Origin of the sequence: Bordetella genomosp. 9, from assembly GCF_002261425.1 — a bacterium.
In the GTDB taxonomy this organism is placed as follows: domain Bacteria; phylum Pseudomonadota; class Gammaproteobacteria; order Burkholderiales; family Burkholderiaceae_B; genus Bordetella_C.
On record NZ_NEVJ01000003.1, the window covers coordinates 1,198,825 to 1,218,069 of the forward strand.

19 protein-coding genes are annotated in these 19,245 nt (G+C 64.6%); 9 read left to right on the plus strand and 10 right to left on the minus strand.

What is annotated here, in order from left to right; all coding sequences use genetic code 11:
• Window positions 1-75 precede the first annotated feature (75 nt).
• The 3 genes from CAL26_RS16545 to CAL26_RS16555 are packed head-to-tail and all read left to right on the plus strand — an operon-like array spanning window position 76 to window position 1,782.
• Complete coding sequence (locus CAL26_RS16545) at window positions 76-492, plus strand: cupin domain-containing protein (protein ID WP_094847939.1); 417 nt, start codon at window positions 76-78, stop codon at window positions 490-492.
• A 20-nt stretch (window positions 493-512) separates the two neighbouring features.
• A complete protein-coding gene (locus tag CAL26_RS16550; RefSeq protein WP_094847940.1) occupies window positions 513-968 on the plus strand; it encodes a carboxymuconolactone decarboxylase family protein in 456 nt (151 codons plus the stop codon).
• A 40-nt stretch (window positions 969-1,008) separates the two neighbouring features.
• A complete protein-coding gene (locus CAL26_RS16555) occupies window positions 1,009-1,782 on the plus strand; it encodes an HD domain-containing protein (RefSeq protein WP_094849926.1) in 774 nt (257 codons plus the stop codon).
• Window positions 1,783-1,821: 39 nt separating this feature from the next.
• On the opposite strand, the gene CAL26_RS16560 is transcribed toward CAL26_RS16555, so the two are convergent.
• On the minus strand, window positions 1,822-2,439 hold the full coding sequence (locus CAL26_RS16560) for an FMN-dependent NADH-azoreductase (RefSeq protein ID WP_094847941.1): 618 nt from the start codon (window positions 2,437-2,439) through the stop codon (window positions 1,822-1,824).
• Between the two features lie 109 nt (window positions 2,440-2,548).
• Between CAL26_RS16560 and CAL26_RS16565 the strand changes: the two genes are divergently transcribed.
• Genes CAL26_RS16565 through CAL26_RS16580 form a run of 4 tightly spaced genes read left to right on the plus strand, consistent with a single transcriptional unit; the run spans window position 2,549 to window position 4,233 of the window.
• Window positions 2,549-2,992, plus strand: coding sequence for a winged helix-turn-helix transcriptional regulator (locus CAL26_RS16565; RefSeq protein ID WP_094847942.1), 444 nt, complete (start codon window positions 2,549-2,551; stop codon window positions 2,990-2,992).
• Window positions 2,989-3,423, plus strand: a complete 435-nt coding sequence (locus tag CAL26_RS16570) for a YeeE/YedE family protein (protein WP_094847943.1) — start codon at window positions 2,989-2,991, stop codon at window positions 3,421-3,423. Before CAL26_RS16565 ends, CAL26_RS16570 begins: the two co-directional genes overlap by 4 nt.
• Window position 3,424: 1 nt before the next feature.
• The gene (locus CAL26_RS16575) at window positions 3,425-3,832 is read left to right on the plus strand and encodes a YeeE/YedE family protein (RefSeq protein WP_094847944.1); all 408 of its coding nucleotides are present in this window, start codon (window positions 3,425-3,427) and stop codon (window positions 3,830-3,832) included.
• A 32-nt stretch (window positions 3,833-3,864) separates the two neighbouring features.
• Window positions 3,865-4,233, plus strand: a complete 369-nt coding sequence (locus tag CAL26_RS16580) for a VOC family protein (RefSeq protein ID WP_094847945.1) — start codon at window positions 3,865-3,867, stop codon at window positions 4,231-4,233.
• Between the two features lie 48 nt (window positions 4,234-4,281).
• On the opposite strand, the gene CAL26_RS16585 is transcribed toward CAL26_RS16580, so the two are convergent.
• A complete protein-coding gene (locus CAL26_RS16585; protein ID WP_373454515.1) occupies window positions 4,282-4,548 on the minus strand; it encodes a VOC family protein in 267 nt (88 codons plus the stop codon).
• Between CAL26_RS16585 and CAL26_RS16590 the strand changes: the two genes are divergently transcribed.
• Complete coding sequence (locus CAL26_RS16590) at window positions 4,543-4,878, plus strand: TetR-like C-terminal domain-containing protein (protein WP_218831561.1); 336 nt, start codon at window positions 4,543-4,545, stop codon at window positions 4,876-4,878. The genes CAL26_RS16585 and CAL26_RS16590 overlap by 6 nt on opposite strands.
• Before the next feature lie 94 nt (window positions 4,879-4,972).
• Here the strand turns inward: CAL26_RS16590 and guaA are convergent, their stop codons facing one another.
• From guaA to fusA, 3 genes are all read right to left on the minus strand, one after another.
• Window positions 4,973-6,565: a glutamine-hydrolyzing GMP synthase gene (gene guaA / locus CAL26_RS16595; protein WP_094847946.1), complete on the minus strand. Its 1,593-nt coding sequence runs from the start codon at window positions 6,563-6,565 to the stop codon at window positions 4,973-4,975.
• An 82-nt stretch (window positions 6,566-6,647) separates the two neighbouring features.
• Window positions 6,648-8,108: an IMP dehydrogenase gene (gene guaB / locus CAL26_RS16600; protein WP_094847947.1), complete on the minus strand. Its 1,461-nt coding sequence runs from the start codon at window positions 8,106-8,108 to the stop codon at window positions 6,648-6,650.
• Window positions 8,109-8,299: 191 nt separating this feature from the next.
• On the minus strand, window positions 8,300-10,408 hold the full coding sequence (fusA, locus tag CAL26_RS16605) for an elongation factor G (protein ID WP_094847948.1): 2,109 nt from the start codon (window positions 10,406-10,408) through the stop codon (window positions 8,300-8,302).
• A 281-nt stretch (window positions 10,409-10,689) separates the two neighbouring features.
• Between fusA and CAL26_RS16610 the strand changes: the two genes are divergently transcribed.
• On the plus strand, window positions 10,690-11,550 hold the full coding sequence (locus CAL26_RS16610; RefSeq protein WP_094847949.1) for a class I SAM-dependent methyltransferase: 861 nt from the start codon (window positions 10,690-10,692) through the stop codon (window positions 11,548-11,550).
• A gap of 33 nt (window positions 11,551-11,583) precedes the next feature.
• On the opposite strand, the gene CAL26_RS16615 is transcribed toward CAL26_RS16610, so the two are convergent.
• The 5 genes from CAL26_RS16615 to CAL26_RS16635 form a co-directional block, all read right to left on the minus strand.
• A complete protein-coding gene (locus CAL26_RS16615) occupies window positions 11,584-12,132 on the minus strand; it encodes a DUF1415 domain-containing protein (protein WP_094847950.1) in 549 nt (182 codons plus the stop codon).
• Window positions 12,133-12,135: 3 nt separating this feature from the next.
• Window positions 12,136-13,608 carry a M20 family metallopeptidase gene (locus CAL26_RS16620; protein WP_094847951.1) on the minus strand — a complete coding sequence of 491 codons (1,473 nt, stop codon included), beginning with the start codon at window positions 13,606-13,608 and terminating at the stop codon, window positions 12,136-12,138.
• Between the two features lie 15 nt (window positions 13,609-13,623).
• The gene (gene purL, locus CAL26_RS16625) at window positions 13,624-17,661 is read right to left on the minus strand and encodes a phosphoribosylformylglycinamidine synthase (RefSeq protein ID WP_094847952.1); all 4,038 of its coding nucleotides are present in this window, start codon (window positions 17,659-17,661) and stop codon (window positions 13,624-13,626) included.
• A 114-nt stretch (window positions 17,662-17,775) separates the two neighbouring features.
• Complete coding sequence (gene greB, locus CAL26_RS16630; protein ID WP_086065730.1) at window positions 17,776-18,333, minus strand: transcription elongation factor GreB; 558 nt, start codon at window positions 18,331-18,333, stop codon at window positions 17,776-17,778.
• Window positions 18,334-18,379: 46 nt separating this feature from the next.
• Window positions 18,380-19,228: a 3',5'-nucleoside bisphosphate phosphatase gene (locus CAL26_RS16635; protein WP_094847953.1), complete on the minus strand. Its 849-nt coding sequence runs from the start codon at window positions 19,226-19,228 to the stop codon at window positions 18,380-18,382.
• Window positions 19,229-19,245: the final 17 nt, after the last annotated feature.

Genomic DNA, 19,245 nt, shown 5'->3' on the forward strand with positions numbered 1-19,245 from the left:
AAATGTTCATTCCTGGTGCTTTTGCACGCCCGCGTGTCACACGACAATGCGGTAAAGCAAAGGAGCCAGACTTCCATGAATATTCAATCCATCGCAAGAGCCGCCTGCACAGCCATGGCCGTTGGCATCGCCGTGCCTGCCTTGGCGCACGGTGGGACTGAAACCGTCACGCCGAACTTTCAACACGCCATTCCCAACATCCCCGGCAAGGCCTTGACCGCCGTCGTCGTCGACTATGCACCCGGTGCGGCGTCTTCAGCGCACACGCATGCGGGCTCGGCCTTCATCTATGCCTATGTCGTATCGGGCGAGATCGAGTCACAGGTCGATGACGGTCCGAAGCGTGTCTACCATGCCGGCGAGAGCTTCTTCGAAGCGCCCGGCGCCGTTCATCGTATAAGCCGCAACGCGAGCGGAACAAGGCCTGCAAAGTTGCTCGCCGTGTTCGTCGCGGACAGCGACGACAAAACCTTGACCACTCCCATCAAGTAATCCCCTCAAGGAGTCACATCATGAGCAAGCGCCTGGACTACACACAGATTTCGCCCGCGGGCGTCAAAGCCCTCGGCGGCGTCTACGGCTACGTCATGCAGAGCGGCCTGTCGCCGGTTGTCGTCGACCTGGCCTACCTGCGCGTATCGCAGATCAACAACTGCGCGTATTGCCTGGACATGCACACGCGCGATTTGATATCAAAAGGCGCAGCGATCGAAAAACTGGCCTTGGTGCAGGCGTGGCGGGAAGGAGGCGATCTCTTCGATCCCCGCGAGCGCGCGGCACTCGCGTGGGCGGAATCGGTCACGCTGGTCGCGCAGACCGGCGTGCCGGACGCCGCCTACGAGGCTGCCCGCGCCGTGTTCAACGAACGCGAACTGGTCGACCTGACCATCGCCATCGGTTTGATGAATACCTATAACCGTATGGCCATCAGCTTCCGAAACACCCCACAGGCCGTGATGAAACAGTAAAGGCATGCGGGTTCTCGGCATCTTGAAAAGGAATTGGATGATGAAGATCGCTCGCGCCATGGGATCGGCTTGCGCCGTGCTCTTAATTCTTGTGCTGGGCTTCATTCAAGCGTCGGACGTGCGTGCCGCCGACCGTGCACTTGCACCGGATCACCAGCGTTCGGAAACGGCGGATCGGACGCCCGCCATGGCGATCCCCGACAGCGCACTGGCACGCGACGCTGCTCAATACATACGTGATTCGGAAGGAAAATTCCTTTTCGAGCATTCGATGCGGGTCTACTATTGGGCGGCCTTGACGGCGCAACGAAATGGCCTTTCCTACGACCCGCAGCTTTTGTACGTCGCAGCAATGTTCCATGATTACGGCCTGACGGCGCACTACGCACAGAGCCATCTGCGATACGAGGTGGATGGCGCGAACGCTGCTCGCGAATTCCTGCGTCGCCACGGCGTACCGGAGGCCACGAGCGAGCAGGTCTGGCTTGCGATTGCGCTGCATACGACGAACGGTATCCCCGCGCACGTCTCACCGCTGGCCACACTGATCGCACAGGGCGCAAACATGGATCTGGTGGGCGCCGGCTACGACGATTTCACCGCCGAGCAGCGAGATGCCGTCGAGAAGACCTATCCTCACCCGTCCGACTTCGCCGAGGTTTTCATGCGTGCCTTATACGACAGCCTCAAGCATCGGCCTGAAACCACGCAGGGCACCGGCCTGGCGGACGTCATGGCCTATGAGGATCCCAAGTTCGTCCGTAGAGACTTCAGCGCGCTCATGCGCAATTCTCATTGGGCCGCAAGGAAATGAGAACCGAATAACGTGATAGTCCTTTTCCCAGCCATGCCGTCACTCAGCCTTCGCCAACAAGGCCTTGACGGCCATTTCGGTGTTGACGATCGCGGTCTTCGCCGCATCGGGTCCGAGAACCGTGCCTTCGACGCGCACTACTTCAACGTCTGTCAGGCCGATGAAACCGAGCAGGTGCAGCAGATAGTTGGTCTGAAAGTCGAACGGCGCCCAGGCACCTTCCGAGAACACGCCGCCAGCAGCGGTAACGAGATAGACCTTTTTGCCGGTCAGCAGGCCCTTGGGGCCAGTATCGCCATAGCCGAAAGTGACGCGCGGCCAGGTGACGTGGTCGAACCACGCCTTGAGCTGCGACGGCAGGCCGAAGTTGATCATGCCCGAACCGAGCACGATCACATCGGCCGCCTTCAACTCATCCACGAGCGTCTGGGCGACCTTCACCGCTTCCACCTGTTCCGGCGTGCGATCTTCTGGCGCCGTGATCCGGCCTTGGATGTAGGCCGGCGTGATGTGCGGCGGTGGATTCGCGGCGAGATCGCGCACGGTCAGCGGTCCGCCTGAGCGGGCCTGGATGTCTTCGGCGATTTCGGTAGCAAAGCGAGTGGAAAGGCTGTCAGCCCCGCGCGGGCTGGAAGTAATAAGCAAGACATGGCCCATGACGGCTCCAAGGTATAAAACAATAACCAAGTCATTCAAAGAGCCTGACTTACTGGTCTATACGAAGGATGGTATGGTTCCTGCCAACTCTCCACAAGAAGGCACACGCATGTCACCTGGTCACACCAAGCAGCCTGCCGATAAGCCCTCACCTGACGATGGCGGCTGCCTGGCGACCCGCGAAATCCTGGATCGCATCGGCGACAAGTGGAGCCTCTACATCGTCGCCGTGCTGGCCGAAGGCCCCCGGCGCTTCAACGAATTGAAGCGTGGCATCGACGGCATTTCGCAGCGGATGCTGACCTTGACCTTGCGCGGGCTGGAACGCGACGGACTGATCACGCGAACGATGTTCCCGACGATTCCTCCCCGTGTCGATTACGAACTCACCGACATGGGAAGAACGCTGTTGAAGCCCGTCATGGCGCTGGTCGACTGGGCGAACAAGCACCGATTCGCCATTGCCGAAGCACACCAACGTTTTGACGAAAAGCCGGAGGCCGATCAGGTCCTGATTCAGGACGTCGTCTACCAACGTCGATACTTGAAATGAACATAGACTGGGTCCACTTCACACCACTTTCCGCCTTAAGCGGTGGCTTGTTGATCGGTCTCGCGGCAACACTGCTTGTACTTGGGAACGGTCGCATCGCTGGCGTCAGCGGCATTCTTGGCGGCCTCCTCGACACCACATCCGGCGATCGTGCATGGCGCGCGGCCTTCGTCATCGGGCTGTTCGCCGGGCCCTGGATATTCAAGCTGTTTTCGGCACTTCCGGCTATCACGATCACCGCGACGCCGCCCGTGCTCATCCTGGCGGGCCTGCTCGTTGGCTTCGGCACGCGTTACGCATCGGGCTGCACCAGCGGTCATGGCGTATGCGGCCTGTCCAGAGGTTCGATACGCTCGCTGGCCGCCACGGGGACGTTCATGGCGGCGGGTTTTCTCACCGTCTTCGTCATCCGCCGTTTATTGGGGCTTTGACATGCTCAATTTCAACGCGCTGCTGGCTGGACTGATATTCGGCGTGGGACTGATCGTGTCCGGCATGTCCGACCCTGCCAAAGTACTGGGCTTTCTTGATATCGCCGGCAATTGGGATCCGTCGCTGGCGTTTGTCATGGCCGGCGCAATCGCGATCGGCAGCATCGGCTTCGCGATTGCACGCAGACGCAAGCGCAGCCTACTCGGCGCGCCGATGTCTCTCCCCACCGCCACGCGCATCGACCGGCGCCTGATCGCGGGTAGCGCCCTCTTCGGCGCCGGCTGGGGCCTCGCCGGTTTCTGTCCGGGACCAGCACTCGTGAATGCCGGCGCCGGCGACTACAAGGCAGTGCTATTCGTGATCGCAATGCTGGTCGGCATGAAGATTTTTTCCCTGGGCCGGCGATAGCGCCTGAACCACACTATCGAGGATGGAAGCTCATGTTTGACCACATAGGCATACGCTCAGGCAACCCTGAAGGCCTGGAGGCATTTTTTCTTCGCGCTCTGGCGCCATTGGGCGTGACGACCGCCATGCGGGGCCCGCATGGCGCGGGGCTGGGAAAGAGTGGAAAGCCCTCGCTGTGGATCCACGCGACCACTGAGAAACCGACCCCGCTGCACCTCGCGTTCACCGCCGAGCACCGTAGCCAGGTGGATGCGTTCTACGCATCGGCCATCGCGGCAGGCGGTCAGGACAACGGGCCTCCCGCACTGCGGCCGCATTACCACCCGCACTACTACGCCGCCTTCGTCATCGGGCCGGACGGCCACAACGTCGAGGTGGTCTGTCATCGGCCAGAAGCCTGATTTGGAACCTGCGAAATCGCAGCCACTGGCGTCGGGGCCGTCGGCCGATCAACCCCTCGGGATCGGCTTGAAGAAATTGACGGGGTTGCCGTCGGGATCGCGGAACAACATCGAGCGGTTGCCCCACGGCATATCCTTGGGTTGCTGCAACCAGTCCGCCACGAACGGATCGATCCGCGCGCGCTCTGCATCGACATCGTCGACTTCGAATTCGAGGATCGCCGACCTGTTCGCGCTTGCCGACCATTCCACGCCATGCATGAGATTTGCGGCCTTCCGGCTGGCGATCGCGAGGATAGCGCCGCCCGGATGCAGCTCGACATAGTTATCATCGCCCTTGGGCGAAACGCCGAGGACCCGGCCTGGGCCTCGGTCTATCCGTCGATCATCGATGCCGCCGAGCGCGATCCCGAAATCGCCGCGCTGCAGGCTGGACTGCACAAGGCCTTCATGCCGCCGTTCCACGCTGCCGTCGAACAAGCCAAGGACAGGGGTGAAGTGCAGCCGGAGAAGTCAGCCGCCGAAGTGACCGCGGCGGTGGTTGGTCCACTCTTTTATCGCCGCTGGTTCTCCAAAGAGGCGATCGATGACCGCTTCATCGAAAACACAATCGATGGAGCGGTTAAGGCCGCTCTCGGCCGTTGACGTTGGCGTGTCTATATTGGGTGCCGGCGCTGCGCCTACAGGCTTGGTCGGCTCCATTAGCGCAGCCTTGGGCGTGAGGTTCTAGCGCGGCAAATCACTCCCACTCGATCGTCGCCGGCGGCTTGCTGCTCACGTCATACACGACCCGATTGATCCCCCGCACCTCATTGATAATCCGCCCGCTGACTTTCGCCAGCAAGGGATACGGCAACGGCGCCCAATCCGCGGTCATGAAGTCCGACGTCTGCACCGCGCGCAGCGCGACGACGTAGTCGTAGGTCCGTCCATCGCCCATCACGCCCACCGACTTCACCGGCAGGAACACGGCGAAGGCCTGCGACGTCAGGTCGTACCAGGACTTGCCGCTGACCGGATCCAGCGTGCTGCGCAATTCCTCGATGAAGATCGCGTCCGCGCGACGCAGCAGATCGGCGTATTCCGTCTTGACCTCGCCCAGGATGCGCACGCCCAATCCCGGTCCCGGGAACGGATGGCGATACACCATGGAATGCGGCAGGCCCAGTGCGACGCCCAGCTCGCGGACTTCGTCCTTGAACAGTTCGCGCAGCGGCTCCAGCAGCTTCAGGTTCAGTGTTTCCGGCAGGCCGCCGACGTTATGGTGCGACTTGATCGCCACGGCCTTGCCGGTTTTCGCGCCGGCCGACTCGATGACGTCGGGATAGATCGTGCCCTGCGCCAGCCACTTGGCCGCCTTCAGCTTGCCGGCTTCGGCCTGGAAGACTTCGACGAACTCGCGGCCGATGATCTTGCGCTTGGCTTCGGGATCGGAGACGCCCGCCAGCTTGCCCATGAACTGTTCGCTGGCGTCGATGTGCAGGATCTTCACGCCCATGTTTTCGGCGAAGGTCTGCATGACCTGCTTGCCTTCGTCCAGGCGCAGCAGGCCGTGGTCGACGAACACGCAGGTCAGCTGGTCGCCGATGGCCTTGTGGATCAAGGCCGCGGCCACGGAAGAATCGACGCCGCCGGACAGGCCCAGGATGACCTCGTCATCGCCGACCTGTTCGCGAATGCGCTGCACGGCTTCGGAGACGTAGTCGGGCATGTTCCAGTCGCCCTGGCAACCCGCGATATCGCGAACGAAGCGTTCCAGCAGGGCCTTGCCCTGGATGGTGTGGGTGACTTCGGGATGGAACTGCACGCCGTAGAAACCGCGCGCTTCGTCGGCCATGCCGGCGATGGGGCAGGAAGGCGTGGAGGCCATCAGCTTGAAGCCCGGGGGCAGCTGGGTGACCTTGTCGCCGTGGCTCATCCAGACCTTCAGCATGCCGTAGCCTTCGGGCGTGGTGAAGTCCTCGATATCCGTCAGCAGGCGCGTGTGGCCATGCGCGCGCACTTCGGCGTAGCCGAATTCACGATGGTCGGACCACTCGACCTTGCCGCCCAGTTGCTGCGCCATGCTTTGCATGCCGTAGCAGATGCCCAGGACGGGAACGCCGACTTCGAACACGGCCTGCGGCACGCGCAGCGAGCCTTCGTCATAGGCCGAGGCGTGGCTGCCGGACAGGATGATGCCTTTCAGCCCCTGCGATCGCTGTTCGCGCACGAAATCGTCGCCGACGTCGCCGGGGTGGATTTCGCAGTACACGCCGGTTTCGCGCACGCGGCGGGCGATAAGCTGGGTGACCTGTGAACCGTAATCGAGGATCAGAATGCGCTGGTGCATGGTTGGCTCTAAATAGAAAAGCGCACCGGCGGGAAGCGGGCTTCCTCCGGTGCGCGGATGCTGCGTGGCGGTGCGCCGGAAATCACTCGGCGCGGTAGTTCGGCGCTTCCTTGGTGATCTGCACGTCATGGACGTGCGATTCGCGGAAACCCGCGGACGTGATCTGCACGAACTGGGTCTTGGTGCGCATCTCGTCGATGGTGGCGCAGCCGCAATACCCCATGGAGGCACGCACGCCGCCGGCCAGTTGGTAGATGATCTGCAGCACGCTGCCCTTGTAGGGGACGCGGCCTTCGATCCCTTCCGGCACCAGCTTGTCGGCGTTATTGGCGGGATCCTGGAAATAGCGGTCGGCTGAACCATCCGCCATCGCGCCCAGGCTGCCCATGCCGCGATACGACTTGTACGAACGGCCCTGGAACAGGACGACTTCGCCCGGGGCTTCTTCGGTACCGGCGAACATGCCGCCCATCATGCAGGCGAAGGCGCCGGCCGACAGGGCCTTGGCGACGTCGCCGGAATAGCGGATGCCGCCGTCGGCGATCAAGGGGACGCCGGTGCCTTCCAGCGCCTTGGCGACGTCGGAAATGGCGGTGATCTGCGGCACGCCCACGCCGGCGACGACGCGGGTGGTGCAGATGGAGCCGGGGCCGATGCCGACCTTGACGCCGTCGGCGCCGTATTCGAGCAAGGCGCGGGCGGCTTCCGCGGTGGCGATGTTGCCGCCGATGACGTCGACCTTGGGGTAGTTCTTCTTGACCCAGCGCACGCCTTCCAGCACGCCCTGGGAATGGCCGTGGGCGGTATCGACGATGATGACGTCGACGCCGGCGGCGACCAGTTTTTCAACGCGTTCTTCCGTGCCCGCGCCCACGCCGACCGCGGCGCCGACACGCAACTGGCCTTGGGCGTCCTTGTTGGCTTGCGGGTGCGCGGTGTTCTTGACGATGTCCTTGACAGTGGCCAAGCCGCGCAGTTCGAAGGCGTCGTTAACGATCAGGACGCGTTCCAGGCGATGCTTGTGCATCAGGTGCTGGGCTTCGTCCAGGGTGGCGCCTTCGCGCATGGTGACCAGGCGTTCCTGCGGGGTCATGATGTTGCGCAGGGGTTCGTCCAGCCGCGTCTCGAAGCGCAGGTCGCGGTTGGTGACGATGCCGACCACCTTGCGGCCTTCCACCACCGGCAGCCCGGAAATCCCATGCTGCTGCTGCAGGGCGATGGCGTCGCGCACTTTCATCTGCGGCGTGACGGTGATCGGGTCGATCACGATGCCGAATTCGTGCCGCTTCACGCGGGCGACTTCCCGGGCCTGTTCATCCGCCGTCAGGTTCTTGTGGATGATGCCTATCCCGCCTTCCTGCGCCATGGCGATCGCCAGGCGCGACTCCGTCACGGTATCCATGGCGGCGGACACAAGCGGAATGTTCAGGGTGATATTGCGAGTGAGGCGGGTGGCCAGCGACGTGTCGCGCGGCAGCACCTGGGAGAACGCGGGCACCAACAGAACGTCGTCGAAGGTGAGCGCAGTTTGGATGAGACGCATGGGAAACTCCGGGCGCAAAGCAAGATTATACGCGTTCCGCCAGGAATTTCTAGGTGTAACCCCTAACATACCGCGGTATGCGGTTATACGCGCGGCGCGCCCGCGCAACACCCGCCGGGCGGCCCCGCCGGGGAACCGCGCCGGCGTCCGACAGGCCGGGCCAGGGACCTGGCCCGGCGCCACCGTCCCGATTACTTGCCGCCCTTGGACGCCATGACTTCCTCGGCGATCTGGCGCGGCACCTCCGCGTAGTGCTTGAACTCCATGGTGTACGTCGCCCGGCCCTGGGACAGGGAGCGCAGCGTCGTGGAATAGCCGAACATCTCGGAAAGCGGGACTTCGGCGCGCACCAGCTTGCCACCGCCGCCCGCGATGTCGTCCATGCCCTGCACCATGCCGCGCCGCGAGGATAGGTCGCCCATGACGTTACCCATGAAGTCCTCAGGGGTTTCGACCTCGACGTGCATCATGGGCTCCAGCAGCACCGGCTTGGCGCGCCGCATGGCTTCCTTGAAGGCCATGGAGCCCGCCATGCGGAAGGCGTTTTCGTTGGAGTCCACATCGTGGTACGAACCGAAGGTCAGCGTGACCTTGACGTCGACGACCGGGTAGCCCGCCAGGATGCCGGACTTCAAGGTGTCCTGGATGCCCTTGTCCACCGCCGGGATGTATTCGCGCGGAATGACGCCGCCCTTGATGGCGTCGACGAATTCATAGCCCTTGCCCGGCTCGTTCGGCGCCAGCGTGATAACCGCGTGGCCGTACTGGCCGCGACCGCCCGACTGCTTGACGAACTTGCCTTCGACATCGGTCGCCGTGGCTCGCACCGTTTCCCGGTACGCGACCTGCGGCTTGCCGACCGTGGCTTCGACGCCGAATTCGCGCTTCATCCGGTCGATCAGGATTTCCAGGTGCAGTTCGCCCATGCCGGAAATGATGGTCTGGCCGGATTCCTCGTCCGTATGGACGCGGAACGACGGGTCTTCCTGGGCCAGGCGATTCAGGGCGACGCCCATCTTCTCCTGGTCGGCCTGGGTCTTGGGCTCCACCGCCTGCGAAATCACCGGCTCGGGGAAGATCATCTTTTCGAGCACAATGGTCTGCCCCGGATCGCACAGCGTGTCGCCGGTCGTGACGTCCTTCAGGCCCACCGCGGCGGCGATATCGCCCGCACGGACTTCCTTGATCTCCTTGCGCTCGTTGGCATGCATCTGCAGCAGGCGGCCCAGGCGCTCTTTCTTGCCCTTGCTGGACACCAGCACGGTGTCGCCGGAATTCACCACGCCGGAATAGACGCGGAAGAACACCAGCTGGCCGACGAAGGGGTCGGTCATGATCTTGAAGGCCAGCGCCGAGAACTTTTCATCGTCGGCGGGATGGCGCTCGATTTCCTTGTCGTGGTCGTCATGGCCCTTGATGGCGGGCACGTCCACCGGCGACGGCAGGTAATCGATGACGGCGTCCAGCATGGCCTGCACGCCCTTGTTCTTGAAGGCGCTGCCACACAGCATGGGGACGATTTCGTTGGCGATGGTGCGCGAGCGCAGGCCCTGCTTGATTTCGTCTTCGGTCAGCGTTTCGCCGCCCAGGTACTTGTCCAGCAGGGTTTCATTGGCTTCGGCGGCGGCCTCCACCATCTTGTCGTGCCATTCCTGGGCTTGCTCGCGCAGTTCGGCCGGGATGTCGGCGTACTGGAACTTGACGCCCTGGCTGGCGTCGTCCCAAATGATGGCCTGCATCTTGACCAGGTCGATGACGCCCTGGAAATGGTCTTCCGCGCCGACCGGAATCTGTATGGGTACCGCGACGCCCTTCAGGCGTTCGCCGATCTGCCGCTGCACGCGAAAGAAGTCCGCGCCGATACGGTCCATCTTGTTGACGAAGGCGATGCGGGGGACTTTGTACTTGTTGGCCTGGCGCCAGACGGTTTCGGATTGCGGCTGCACGCCGCCCACCGAGTCGTAGACCATGCAGGCGCCATCCAGCACCCGCATGGAGCGTTCGACTTCGATGGTGAAGTCCACGTGTCCCGGGGTGTCGATGATGTTGATGCGGTGTTCGGGATAGTTGCCGGCCATGCCGCGCCAGAAGGCGGTCGTCGCGGCGGACGTGATCGTGATGCCGCGCTCCTGCTCCTGCTCCATCCAGTCCATGGTGGCGGCGCCGTCGTGCACCTCGCCAATTTTGTGGTTCACCCCGGTATAGAAAAGAATGCGCTCGGTGGTCGTGGTCTTGCCAGCGTCGATGTGCGCGCTGATACCGATGTTGCGGTAATTCTCAATGGGGGTCTTGCGAGGCACGATTTTCTCCAGGATGGGATCGTCCGCGGCCGGCCGGGCCGGATAGGCTGGGCCGACGAGCGCGATACAGGCGCTTCAGGTAGCGCGACAACACTACGCACGCGGAACTCCGCCCGCTATATTCGCCTTGCCATACGGAAAGCGCAAGGGACGGAGAGGCGAAGTAAATGGGGCGTTTCCCAGGCTTTCAAAGTTGCGTCCCTTATTATTTGGCTCTGGAACTCCGCCAAGTAAAATGCGTCCGTGCCGGCGTCCTCGCCAGCCTGTCTTTCCCCCGCCACATGTCCAATACCCACGAAATCCGCCCCGGCCAGTCCATCGAGCTGCTGAAGGAACTCCACATCCTGACGCGCGACGGCAAGATGAACCAGGACAGCCGGCGCAAGCTCAAGCAGGTCTATCACCTGTTCCAGTTCATCGAACCGCTGCTCAAGAGCCTGAAGGAAGACGGCCGCGATATCTCGCTGGTCGACCATGGCGCGGGCAAGTCGTACCTGGGCTTCATCCTGTACGACCTGTTCTTCAAGGATCTGGACGACGGCTCGCATATCTACGGCATCGAAACGCGCGAAGCGCTGGTGCGCCATACGCGCGAACTGGCGCAGCGGCTGGGCTTCGCGGGCGGCATGTCCTTCCTGAACCTGTCGGTGGCCGACGCCACCGAGTCGACCGAACTGCCGGCGTCGGTGGATGTGGTGACCGCCCTCCACGCCTGCGACACGGCGACGGACGACGCGATCCGCTTCGCGCTGCGCAAGCAGGCGCGCTATATCGTGGTGGTGCCCTGCTGCCAGGCGGAAGTCGCGTCGGTGCTGCGGCGGCACAAGAAGAGCGTCATGGGCGACCCCCTTTCGGAAATCTGGCGTCATCCGCTGCATACGCGGGAATTCGGCAGCCAGGTGACCAACGTGCTGCGTTGCCTGCAACTGGAAGCCCATGGCTACCAGGTCAGCGTGACGGAACTGGTCGGCTGGGAACACTCGATGAAGAACGAGCTGATCATCGCCCAGCACAAGCATCCGCCGCAACGGCGCGCCACCGAACGGCTGAACGCCATGCTGGAGCGCATCGGGCTGGACGAATTGAAAGCGCGTTTCTTCGCGCCCGCCGCGACGGCCGGCGCCGCCACGCAATCGGCCTGACCGTCCAAGGGCGGCAGCGGCCAGCGGCCTGCCCTACCCGCCCGTCATCAGCTTGCGCCAGCCATCCCATCCCAGGCGGCGCATGGTGTCCTGATTGCGTTCGTAGATATCGTCAGGATCCGGATAGGCATCCACGGCCCGCGCGATGCTGTCCTCGCGCAGCAGGTGCAGGATGGGATAAGGCGAACGGTTCGTGCAGTTTTCGATATCGTCCTGCTCGGTATCGGCGAACTGGTAGTCCGGATGGAAGCTGGCGATCTGCAGGATGCCGCGCAGGCGCAGGCGCTTGAGGATGCGGTCGGCTTGAGTCAAGAAATCGTTGTACTCGGCAAAATCCAGCAGCGCCGACGGCAGTATGAGCAGCGTGGTATCGACGCGTTCGGGATCGCTGTCGGCCAGCAGGCGCAATTCGCTTTCGAGGTCGGCAGCCACCGCGGCCGCATCGGCGGCCGGACTGGCGACGTAGCGTATCTGTCCCTTCACGTGCACGGCCTTGGCGAAGGGACAGAGATTCAGCCCGATGACGGCGCGCGTCAGCCAGGCCTGGGTGGCGGCGATGGCGGCATCCGCTGACACCGGCACCGCTCAGGCCGCCGGCATGGCCGCGATGGTCTGCGCCACAGCGGCGGTCAGCTTCTTGCCATACGGCACGTGCAGGAATTCATTCGGCCCGTGCGCGTTCGACTTGGGACCGAGCACGCCGCAGACCATGAACTGCGCCTTGGGAAAGCCTTGCTGCAGCGTATTCATCAAGGGGATGGTGCCGCCCTGGCCGATATAGCCGCAGGGTGCGCCGTAGTACTGCCGGGACGCCGCGTCCAGCGCCGCGCTCAGCCAAGGCTGCGAAGCCGGTGCGTTCCATCCTGTGGCCTGCCCTTCGCTGGGCTTGAAGATGACCTTGGCGTTGTACGGGGCGTCGCGCTCCAGCAGGGATTTCAGCTCCTGGGCAGCGGCGACCGCGTCGACCAGCGGCGGCAGGCGCAGCGACAGCTTGAACGCGGTGCGCGGACGCAGGACGTTGCCCGCGTTCGAAAGCGGCGGCAGGCCATCGGCGCCCGTGACCGACAAGGTGGGCCGCCACGTGCGGTTCAACAGGGCTTCTTCCGGCTCGGTCGTCATCGGCAGCACGAAGCCGCCGTCGGCGCCGCAGCTCCAGGGAAAGCGGCGCCAGACTTCATCACCCAATATCCTGGCGGTCGCATGGACCTGCTCGATGCGCTCGGCGGGGATCTCGCAATGGAAACTTTGCGGCAGCAGACGGCCAGTGCCGCTGTCTTCCAGGCGATCCAGCAGATGGCGCAGGATGCGAAAACTGGAGGGCACGACGCCGCTGGAGTCGCCGGAGTGGACGCCTTCGTCCAGCACCTGCACTTCCAGCGTGCCCGACACCATGCCGCGCAGCGACGTCGTCATCCACAACTGGTCGTAATTGCCGGCGCCGGAATCCAGGCAGACCACCAGCGCGACATTGCCCAGGCGTTCGCGCAAGGCATCCACATAGGGCAGCAGGTCATAGCTGCCGGATTCCTCGCAGGTTTCGACGATGCCGACACAGCGCGGCCGCGGGATGCCCTGCTTGTCCAGCGCCAGGATGGCGGTCAGGGAAGCATAGATGGCGTAACCGTCATCGGCGCCGCCCCGGCCATACAGCTTGCCGTCTTCATACTTGGGCGTCCACGGGCCCAGTCCGGCGCGCCAGCCGGAAAACTCGGGCTGCTTGTCCAGGTGGCCATACAGCAGCACGGTGTCGCCGTTGTCGGCGCGGGTGGCGGGCGCGTCGAAGAAGATCACCGGCGTGCGGCCGGGCAGGCGCACGATCTCCAGCTTCAGGCCGCCGACCTTCTGCGCTTCCACCCATTGCGCGGCGTCGCGCACCACGCGCTCGATATAGGCATTGGCTTCCCAGTCCGCGTCGAAGGCGGGACTCTTGGCGGGGATCGCGATGTAGTCGGTCAGCGCCGGCAGGATTTCGTTATCCCATTTCTGGTCGACGTAGGCCTGCAGGGCCTGCGGATCGATGGGACCGGAATGCGCGGAATCGGGGACTCGTGCGTTCATGGAAACTCCTTGCGGTTACTTCATCCAGACACGGGCATTGCGGAAGGCGCGCATCCACGGACTGAACGCGCCGCCGCTGTCGAGCTCGCCCCATTTTTCCGGCGCCCAGGACATCATGACGTTGCGGGTGACCCGCTCCGGGTGCGGCATGATCGCGGTGAAGCGTCCATCCGGCGTGGTGACCGAGGTGATGCCGCCGGGACTGCCGTTGGGGTTATAGGGATAGGTTTCGGTCTGGGCGCCCCGGTTGTCGACGAACCGCGCCGCCACGATGGTCTTGGCCGCATCGCCCTGCCGCGCGAAGTTCGCATAGCCTTCGCCATGCGCCACCGCCACGGGCGTGCGGGTTCCCGCCATCCCCGCGAAGAAAATCGAAGGCGATTCGGCGATCTCCACCATGGCCAGGCGGGCTTCGTATTTCTCCGACAGGTTGCGGGTGAAGCGCGGCCAGGCCTGTGCGCCGGGGATCATGCTGGCGAGCGCGGCAAACATCTGCGCGCCGTTGCACACGCCCAGGCCGAAGGTGTCCTGGCGGCCGAAGAACGCGGCGAACTGGTCGGCCAGCTGATTGTGGAAGCGGATGGTGCGCGCCCAGCCTTCACCGGCGCCCAGCACGTCGCCATAGCTGAAACCGCCCACGGCCACCATGCCGTTGATGGTGCGCAGGTCCACGCGGCCGGTGAGCAGGTCCGTCATATGCACGTCGACCGCCTCGAAGCCCGCGGTGTCGAAGGCCCAGGCCATTTCCACCTGGCTGTTGCAGCCCTGCTCGCGCAGGATGGCGACGCGTGGACGCTTGCCGGTGGCGATGTAGGGCGCCGCCACGTCTTCCTGCGGATCGTAGGTGACCCGCGGCGTGAAGCCGGGATCTTCCTTGTCCTGCCACACGTCGAATTCGGCCTGCGCGCAGGCGGGGTTGTCGCGGCGCGCCATGATGCGATAGCTGGTCTCGCTCCACGCACGGCCCAGTTCGGCGCGCGGCTGGCCCCAGATCTTGCGGCCATCGCGATAGAACTCGACTTCATCGCTGTTGTTCAGGCCGCCGATGACATGGGCGAACCTGGACAGGCCGGCGCCGCGCAGCACCTGCATGACGGCGTCGCGCTGGGACGCCGGCACCTGGATGACCGCGCCGGCTTCTTCCGAGAACAAGGCCTTGAGCGTGAGTTCTTCGCGCTGCACGGCCACCTGCTCGGGACGGATCTTGTAATCCCCCCAATCGGCGGAATTGGCGTCGAAGGTCAGCATGTCCAGGTTGACCGACACGCCGGTATGGCCGGCGAAGGCCATTTCGCAGATCGTGGCGAACAGGCCGCCATCGGAGCGGTCGTGATAGGCCAGCAGCGTGCCGGCCTCGGCCAACGTACGTATGGTGATGAAGAAGGCCCGCAGGTCCTGCGGCACATCGATGTCCGGCGCTTCCGTGCCGACCTGGTTGTACACCTGCGCCAGGATGGAGCCGCCCATGCGATGCAGGCCGCGTCCCAGATCAATCATGATCAATACGGTATCGCCCGCATCGGTGCGCAGGCGCGGCGTCAGGCTCGCGCGCGCGTCCTCGACCGGCGCGAACGCGGTGACGATCAGCGAAACCGGTGAAACCACCTGGCGCTGCTCGCCGTCCTGCGACCAGGAGGTCCGCATGGACAAGGAGTCCTTGCCCACGGGAATCGACAGGCCGACCGTCTGGCACAGCTCGCTGACCGCGGACACGGTGTCGTACAGCGCGGCGTCCTGGCCGGCCACGCCGCAAGCGGCCATCCAGTTCGCCGACAGCTTGATATGTTCGACCTGGCGCACGTCGGCCGCCGCCAGGTTGGTCAGCGCTTCGGCCACCGCCATGCGGCCGGACGCGGGTGCATTGATCATGGCGATAGGCGTGCGTTCGCCCATCGCCATGGCTTCGCCGCGGAAGCCTTCATAGTCGGACAAGGTGACCGCGCAATCGGCCACGGGCACCTGCCAGGGACCGACCATCTGGTCGCGCGACGACAGGCCGCCGACGTTACGGTCGCCGATGGTGATCAGGAAGGTCTTGTTGGCCACGGTGGGATGGCGCAACACGCGATAGGCGGCTTCGGTCAGCTCGATGCCGGCCAGGTCCAGCGGCTCGGCAACGCCGGGCAGGCGCTGGACGTCGCGCGTCATGCGTGGCGGCTTGCCCAGGATGACGTCGATGGGCACGTCCACCGGGCGCACCGGCCCCGCGGCCTGGCCCCGGGGATCGACGCCCGGCAGGCCTTCGCCCTGCACCACGCGCAGTTGCCGTTCTTCCGTGGCGACGCCGACGACCGCATAGGGACACCGTTCGCGCCGCGCGATCTCGTCGAAACGGCCCAGATCGTCGGGCATGATCGCCAGGACATAGCGTTCCTGCGATTCGTTGCTCCAGATCTCGGCGGGCGACATGCCGGATTCTTCCACCGGCACGCGCTTCAGGTCAAAGACCGCGCCACGGCCCGCGTCGTTGACCAGTTCAGGGAAAGCGTTGGACAAGCCGCCGGCGCCGACGTCATGGATGGCCAGGATGGGATTGTTGCCGCCTTGCTGCCAGCAACGGTCGATGACTTCCTGGGCGCGCCGCTCGATTTCCGGGTTGCCGCGCTGGACCGAATCGAAATCCAGGTCGGCGCTATTGCTGCCGACGCCCATGCTGGACGCCGCGCCGCCGCCCATGCCGATACGCAGGCCGGGGCCACCCAGCTGGATCAGCAAAGCGCCGGGCGGAATCTTTTCCTTGTGGGTCAGGCCGGCATCGATGCTGCCCAGGCCGCCGGCGATCATGATGGGCTTGTGGTATCCCCAGCGCGTGCCGCCCGCCGTCTGTTCGAAAGTCCGGAAGTAACCCAGCAGGTTGGGCCGGCCGAATTCGTTGTTGAACGCGGCGCCGCCCAAGGGGCCGTCGATCATGATGGACAACGGCGAGGCGATGCGGTCCGGCAGACCGTGATGATCGCTTTCCCAGGGCTGCGGCGCATCGTCGAAACGCAGGTGCGAGACGGTGAAACCCGTCAGCCCGGCCTTGGGCTTGGAACCGCGTCCGGTGGCGCCTTCGTCGCGGATTTCCCCGCCGGCGCCGGTGGATGCGCCGGGGAACGGTGCGATGGCGGTGGGATGGTTGTGCGTTTCCACCTTCATCAGCGTGTGGACGACGGCGTCCCGGCGCCGGTAGGTCAGCGCGTCATCCGATGTGCCGGCGACGTCCGCGTGGAAGCGCTGGGCCATGCCGCCTTCCATGATGGCGGCGTTGTCGGAATACGCCACCACGGTGCCGCCGGGCTGGGCGGCGTGCGTGGCCCGTATCATGCCGAACAGCGTCTTGTCCTGCGCCTGGCCGTCGATGACCCACTGCGCATTGAAAATCTTGTGGCGGCAATGCTCGCTATTGGCTTGCGCGAACATCATGAGCTCGACGTCGGTGGGATCGCGCTCCAGCCGGGCGAAGGCTTCCGCCAGATATTCGATTTCATCGTCGGAAAGCGCCAGGCCCAGCGTGGTGTTGGCCTGTTCCAGCGCGGCGCGCCCCTGGGCCAACACCGGCACGGTGCGCATGGCGCGGCCTTCGACCGCCGCGAACAGGGCCTGGCCGTCGAACTGCGCATCGACCACGGTTTCCACCATCCGGTCGTGCAGGCAGGCGGCCGCGCGCGCCAGCATGGCGTCGTCGAAGGATTTGGCGCCGAGCAGGCCGCGCTCCGGCGTGAGCATATAGCGCACGCCGCGTTCGATACGGCGTACAGAGGAGAACCCGCAGTTATGGGCGATATCCGTGGCCTTGCTGGCCCACGGCGAAATCGTGCCCAGCCGCGGAATGACCCGCAGCACCATGGCCTTGGCGGGTTCGGCGCCTTCGTAGGGATCGCCGTAGTCCAGCAGGTCGGCCAGCCTTTGCTGGTCCGCCGCGGACAACGGGGCATCGCACAGCACGAAATGCTCGTAGCGGGCGGAGACTTCCGCGACGGGCAGCCCGGCCTGTTTCAGTTGGGCGAGCAGGCGCTCACGGCGAAAGTTGGACAGGACAGACGAGCCGGGGAGGTACTGAACGATGGACACGATGCGGGCGCCGTAGTGGGAAGGGCAAAAACTGGATTTTACCCGTTACCGCCGGCGTTTCCGGCGCCCCGGGACGGTTTTGTCCCCGCTCCCGGCCCCGCCCTGCCGAAGCGCCTAGCCGGCCTCCGGATAATGGACTTCCAGGATATCCAGGCTTTCCACGCCGCCGGGCGTGCGCAGCGTCACGGTATCCCCTTCCCTGGCCTTGAGCAGCGCGCGGGCGACGGGGGATATCCAGCTAATCTTGCCCGCCAGCGGCTCGGCCTCGTCCACGCCCACGATGGTGACTTCATGCTCCTGCCCGGCCTTGTCCAGATAGAGCACGCGGGCGCCGAAAAACACCTGGTCCCGATTCGGCTGCACGGCCGGGTCGACCACTTCGGCGATATCCAGGCGTCGCGTCAGGAAACGCATGCGGCGGTCGATTTCGCGCAGGCGCTTCTTGCCGTAGAGGTAATCGCCGTTTTCCGAGCGATCGCCGTTGGAGGCGGCCCAGGAGACGACCTGGACGACGGACGGCCGCTCCACATTCATCAAGTGGGTGAGCTCATCGCGCAGCCGCGCATAGCCCTGCGGCGTGATGTAGTTGCGCGTGCCGGGCGGTAGCGCCTGGGCCTGCGGAATATCGTCGTCTTCGTCCTGGTCGGACTCTTTCACAAAAGCTTTGTTCATGGCGGATTCGAATGCCGGGCAATCCTGGACGGACGCCGGACTGCTGTCAGAACCAGTCGTGCCAGACCGGCTTCAGGTCAGCGGGCAATGGCGGCAGCCTGCCGAGGTCGACCCGGCTTTCATGGGGACTATGGAAGTCGGATCCCCGCGAAGCCAGCAACGAGCGCTCCCGCGCCACGTCGGCGTAGCGGCGGCATTCGTCGGAATTGTGGCTGCCGGTGGTGACTTCGACGCCTTCGCCGCCCAGGGCCTGGAATTCGTCGAACAGGGCGGTGACCTGCAGCGGCGTGTATTTGTAGCGCCCAGGATGGGCCACCACGGCGCGCCCGCCGGCATCGTGGATCCAGCCCACGGCCTCGGCCAGCGAGGCCCATTGGATGGCCACCTGCCCCGGGCAATCGTCGCCCAGGTACTTGTTGAAGACGGTCTGGACGTCGGGGCAGAACCCGGCTTCGACCAGATAGCGGGCGAAGTGCGTGCGGCTGATCAGCTCCGGATTGCCGGCGAAGGGCAAGGCGCCTTCGAACGCGCCCGGCATGCCCATGCGCGCCAGGTTTTCGCCTATGCGCCGGGCCCGGTCGGCCCGGCCGGCTCGCGTCCGGCGCAGCCCGTCTCGCAAGCCCTGGTTCAGGGGGTCGAATCCCAGGCCGACGATATGCACCGTCTGGTTGGCCCAGGTCACGGAAATTTCCACTCCCGTCACGAACTGCAGACCCGCTTCCCGCGCGGCGTCGGCGGCCTCGGCCAGCCCGCCGATCTCATCGTGATCGGTAAGCGCCCAGACGTCCACGCCGTTGGTCCGCGCGCGCAAAGCGACGTCGCGGGGCGACAGCACGCCATCCGAAACGGTGGAATGGCAATGCAGATCGACGTTATGTGCGATTGAGAGTCCCATGGCCGTATTGTAGGCGG

Bases quoted from the DNA above. Each gene is read 5' to 3' on its own strand.
- CAL26_RS16550 (WP_094847940.1), top strand. From the start codon at position 513: ATGAGCAAGCGCCTGGACTACACACAGATTTCGCCCGCGGGCGTCAAA.
- CAL26_RS16560 (WP_094847941.1), bottom strand. From the start codon at position 2,439: ATGGGCCATGTCTTGCTTATTACTTCCAGCCCGCGCGGGGCTGACAGC.
- guaA (WP_094847946.1), bottom strand. From the start codon at position 6,565: ATGCACCAGCGCATTCTGATCCTCGATTACGGTTCACAGGTCACCCAG.
- CAL26_RS16575 (WP_094847944.1), top strand. From the start codon at position 3,425: ATGCTCAATTTCAACGCGCTGCTGGCTGGACTGATATTCGGCGTGGGA.
- greB (WP_086065730.1), bottom strand. From the start codon at position 18,333: ATGAACAAAGCTTTTGTGAAAGAGTCCGACCAGGACGAAGACGACGAT.
- CAL26_RS16635 (WP_094847953.1), bottom strand. From the start codon at position 19,228: ATGGGACTCTCAATCGCACATAACGTCGATCTGCATTGCCATTCCACC.
- CAL26_RS16545 (WP_094847939.1), top strand. From the start codon at position 76: ATGAATATTCAATCCATCGCAAGAGCCGCCTGCACAGCCATGGCCGTT.
- CAL26_RS16555 (WP_094849926.1), top strand. From the start codon at position 1,009: ATGAAGATCGCTCGCGCCATGGGATCGGCTTGCGCCGTGCTCTTAATT.
- CAL26_RS16580 (WP_094847945.1), top strand. From the start codon at position 3,865: ATGTTTGACCACATAGGCATACGCTCAGGCAACCCTGAAGGCCTGGAG.
- CAL26_RS16570 (WP_094847943.1), top strand. From the start codon at position 2,989: ATGAACATAGACTGGGTCCACTTCACACCACTTTCCGCCTTAAGCGGT.
- guaB (WP_094847947.1), bottom strand. From the start codon at position 8,108: ATGCGTCTCATCCAAACTGCGCTCACCTTCGACGACGTTCTGTTGGTG.
- CAL26_RS16620 (WP_094847951.1), bottom strand. From the start codon at position 13,608: ATGAACGCACGAGTCCCCGATTCCGCGCATTCCGGTCCCATCGATCCG.
- CAL26_RS16610 (WP_094847949.1), top strand. From the start codon at position 10,690: ATGTCCAATACCCACGAAATCCGCCCCGGCCAGTCCATCGAGCTGCTG.
- CAL26_RS16590 (WP_218831561.1), top strand. From the start codon at position 4,543: ATGCAGCTCGACATAGTTATCATCGCCCTTGGGCGAAACGCCGAGGAC.
- CAL26_RS16565 (WP_094847942.1), top strand. From the start codon at position 2,549: ATGTCACCTGGTCACACCAAGCAGCCTGCCGATAAGCCCTCACCTGAC.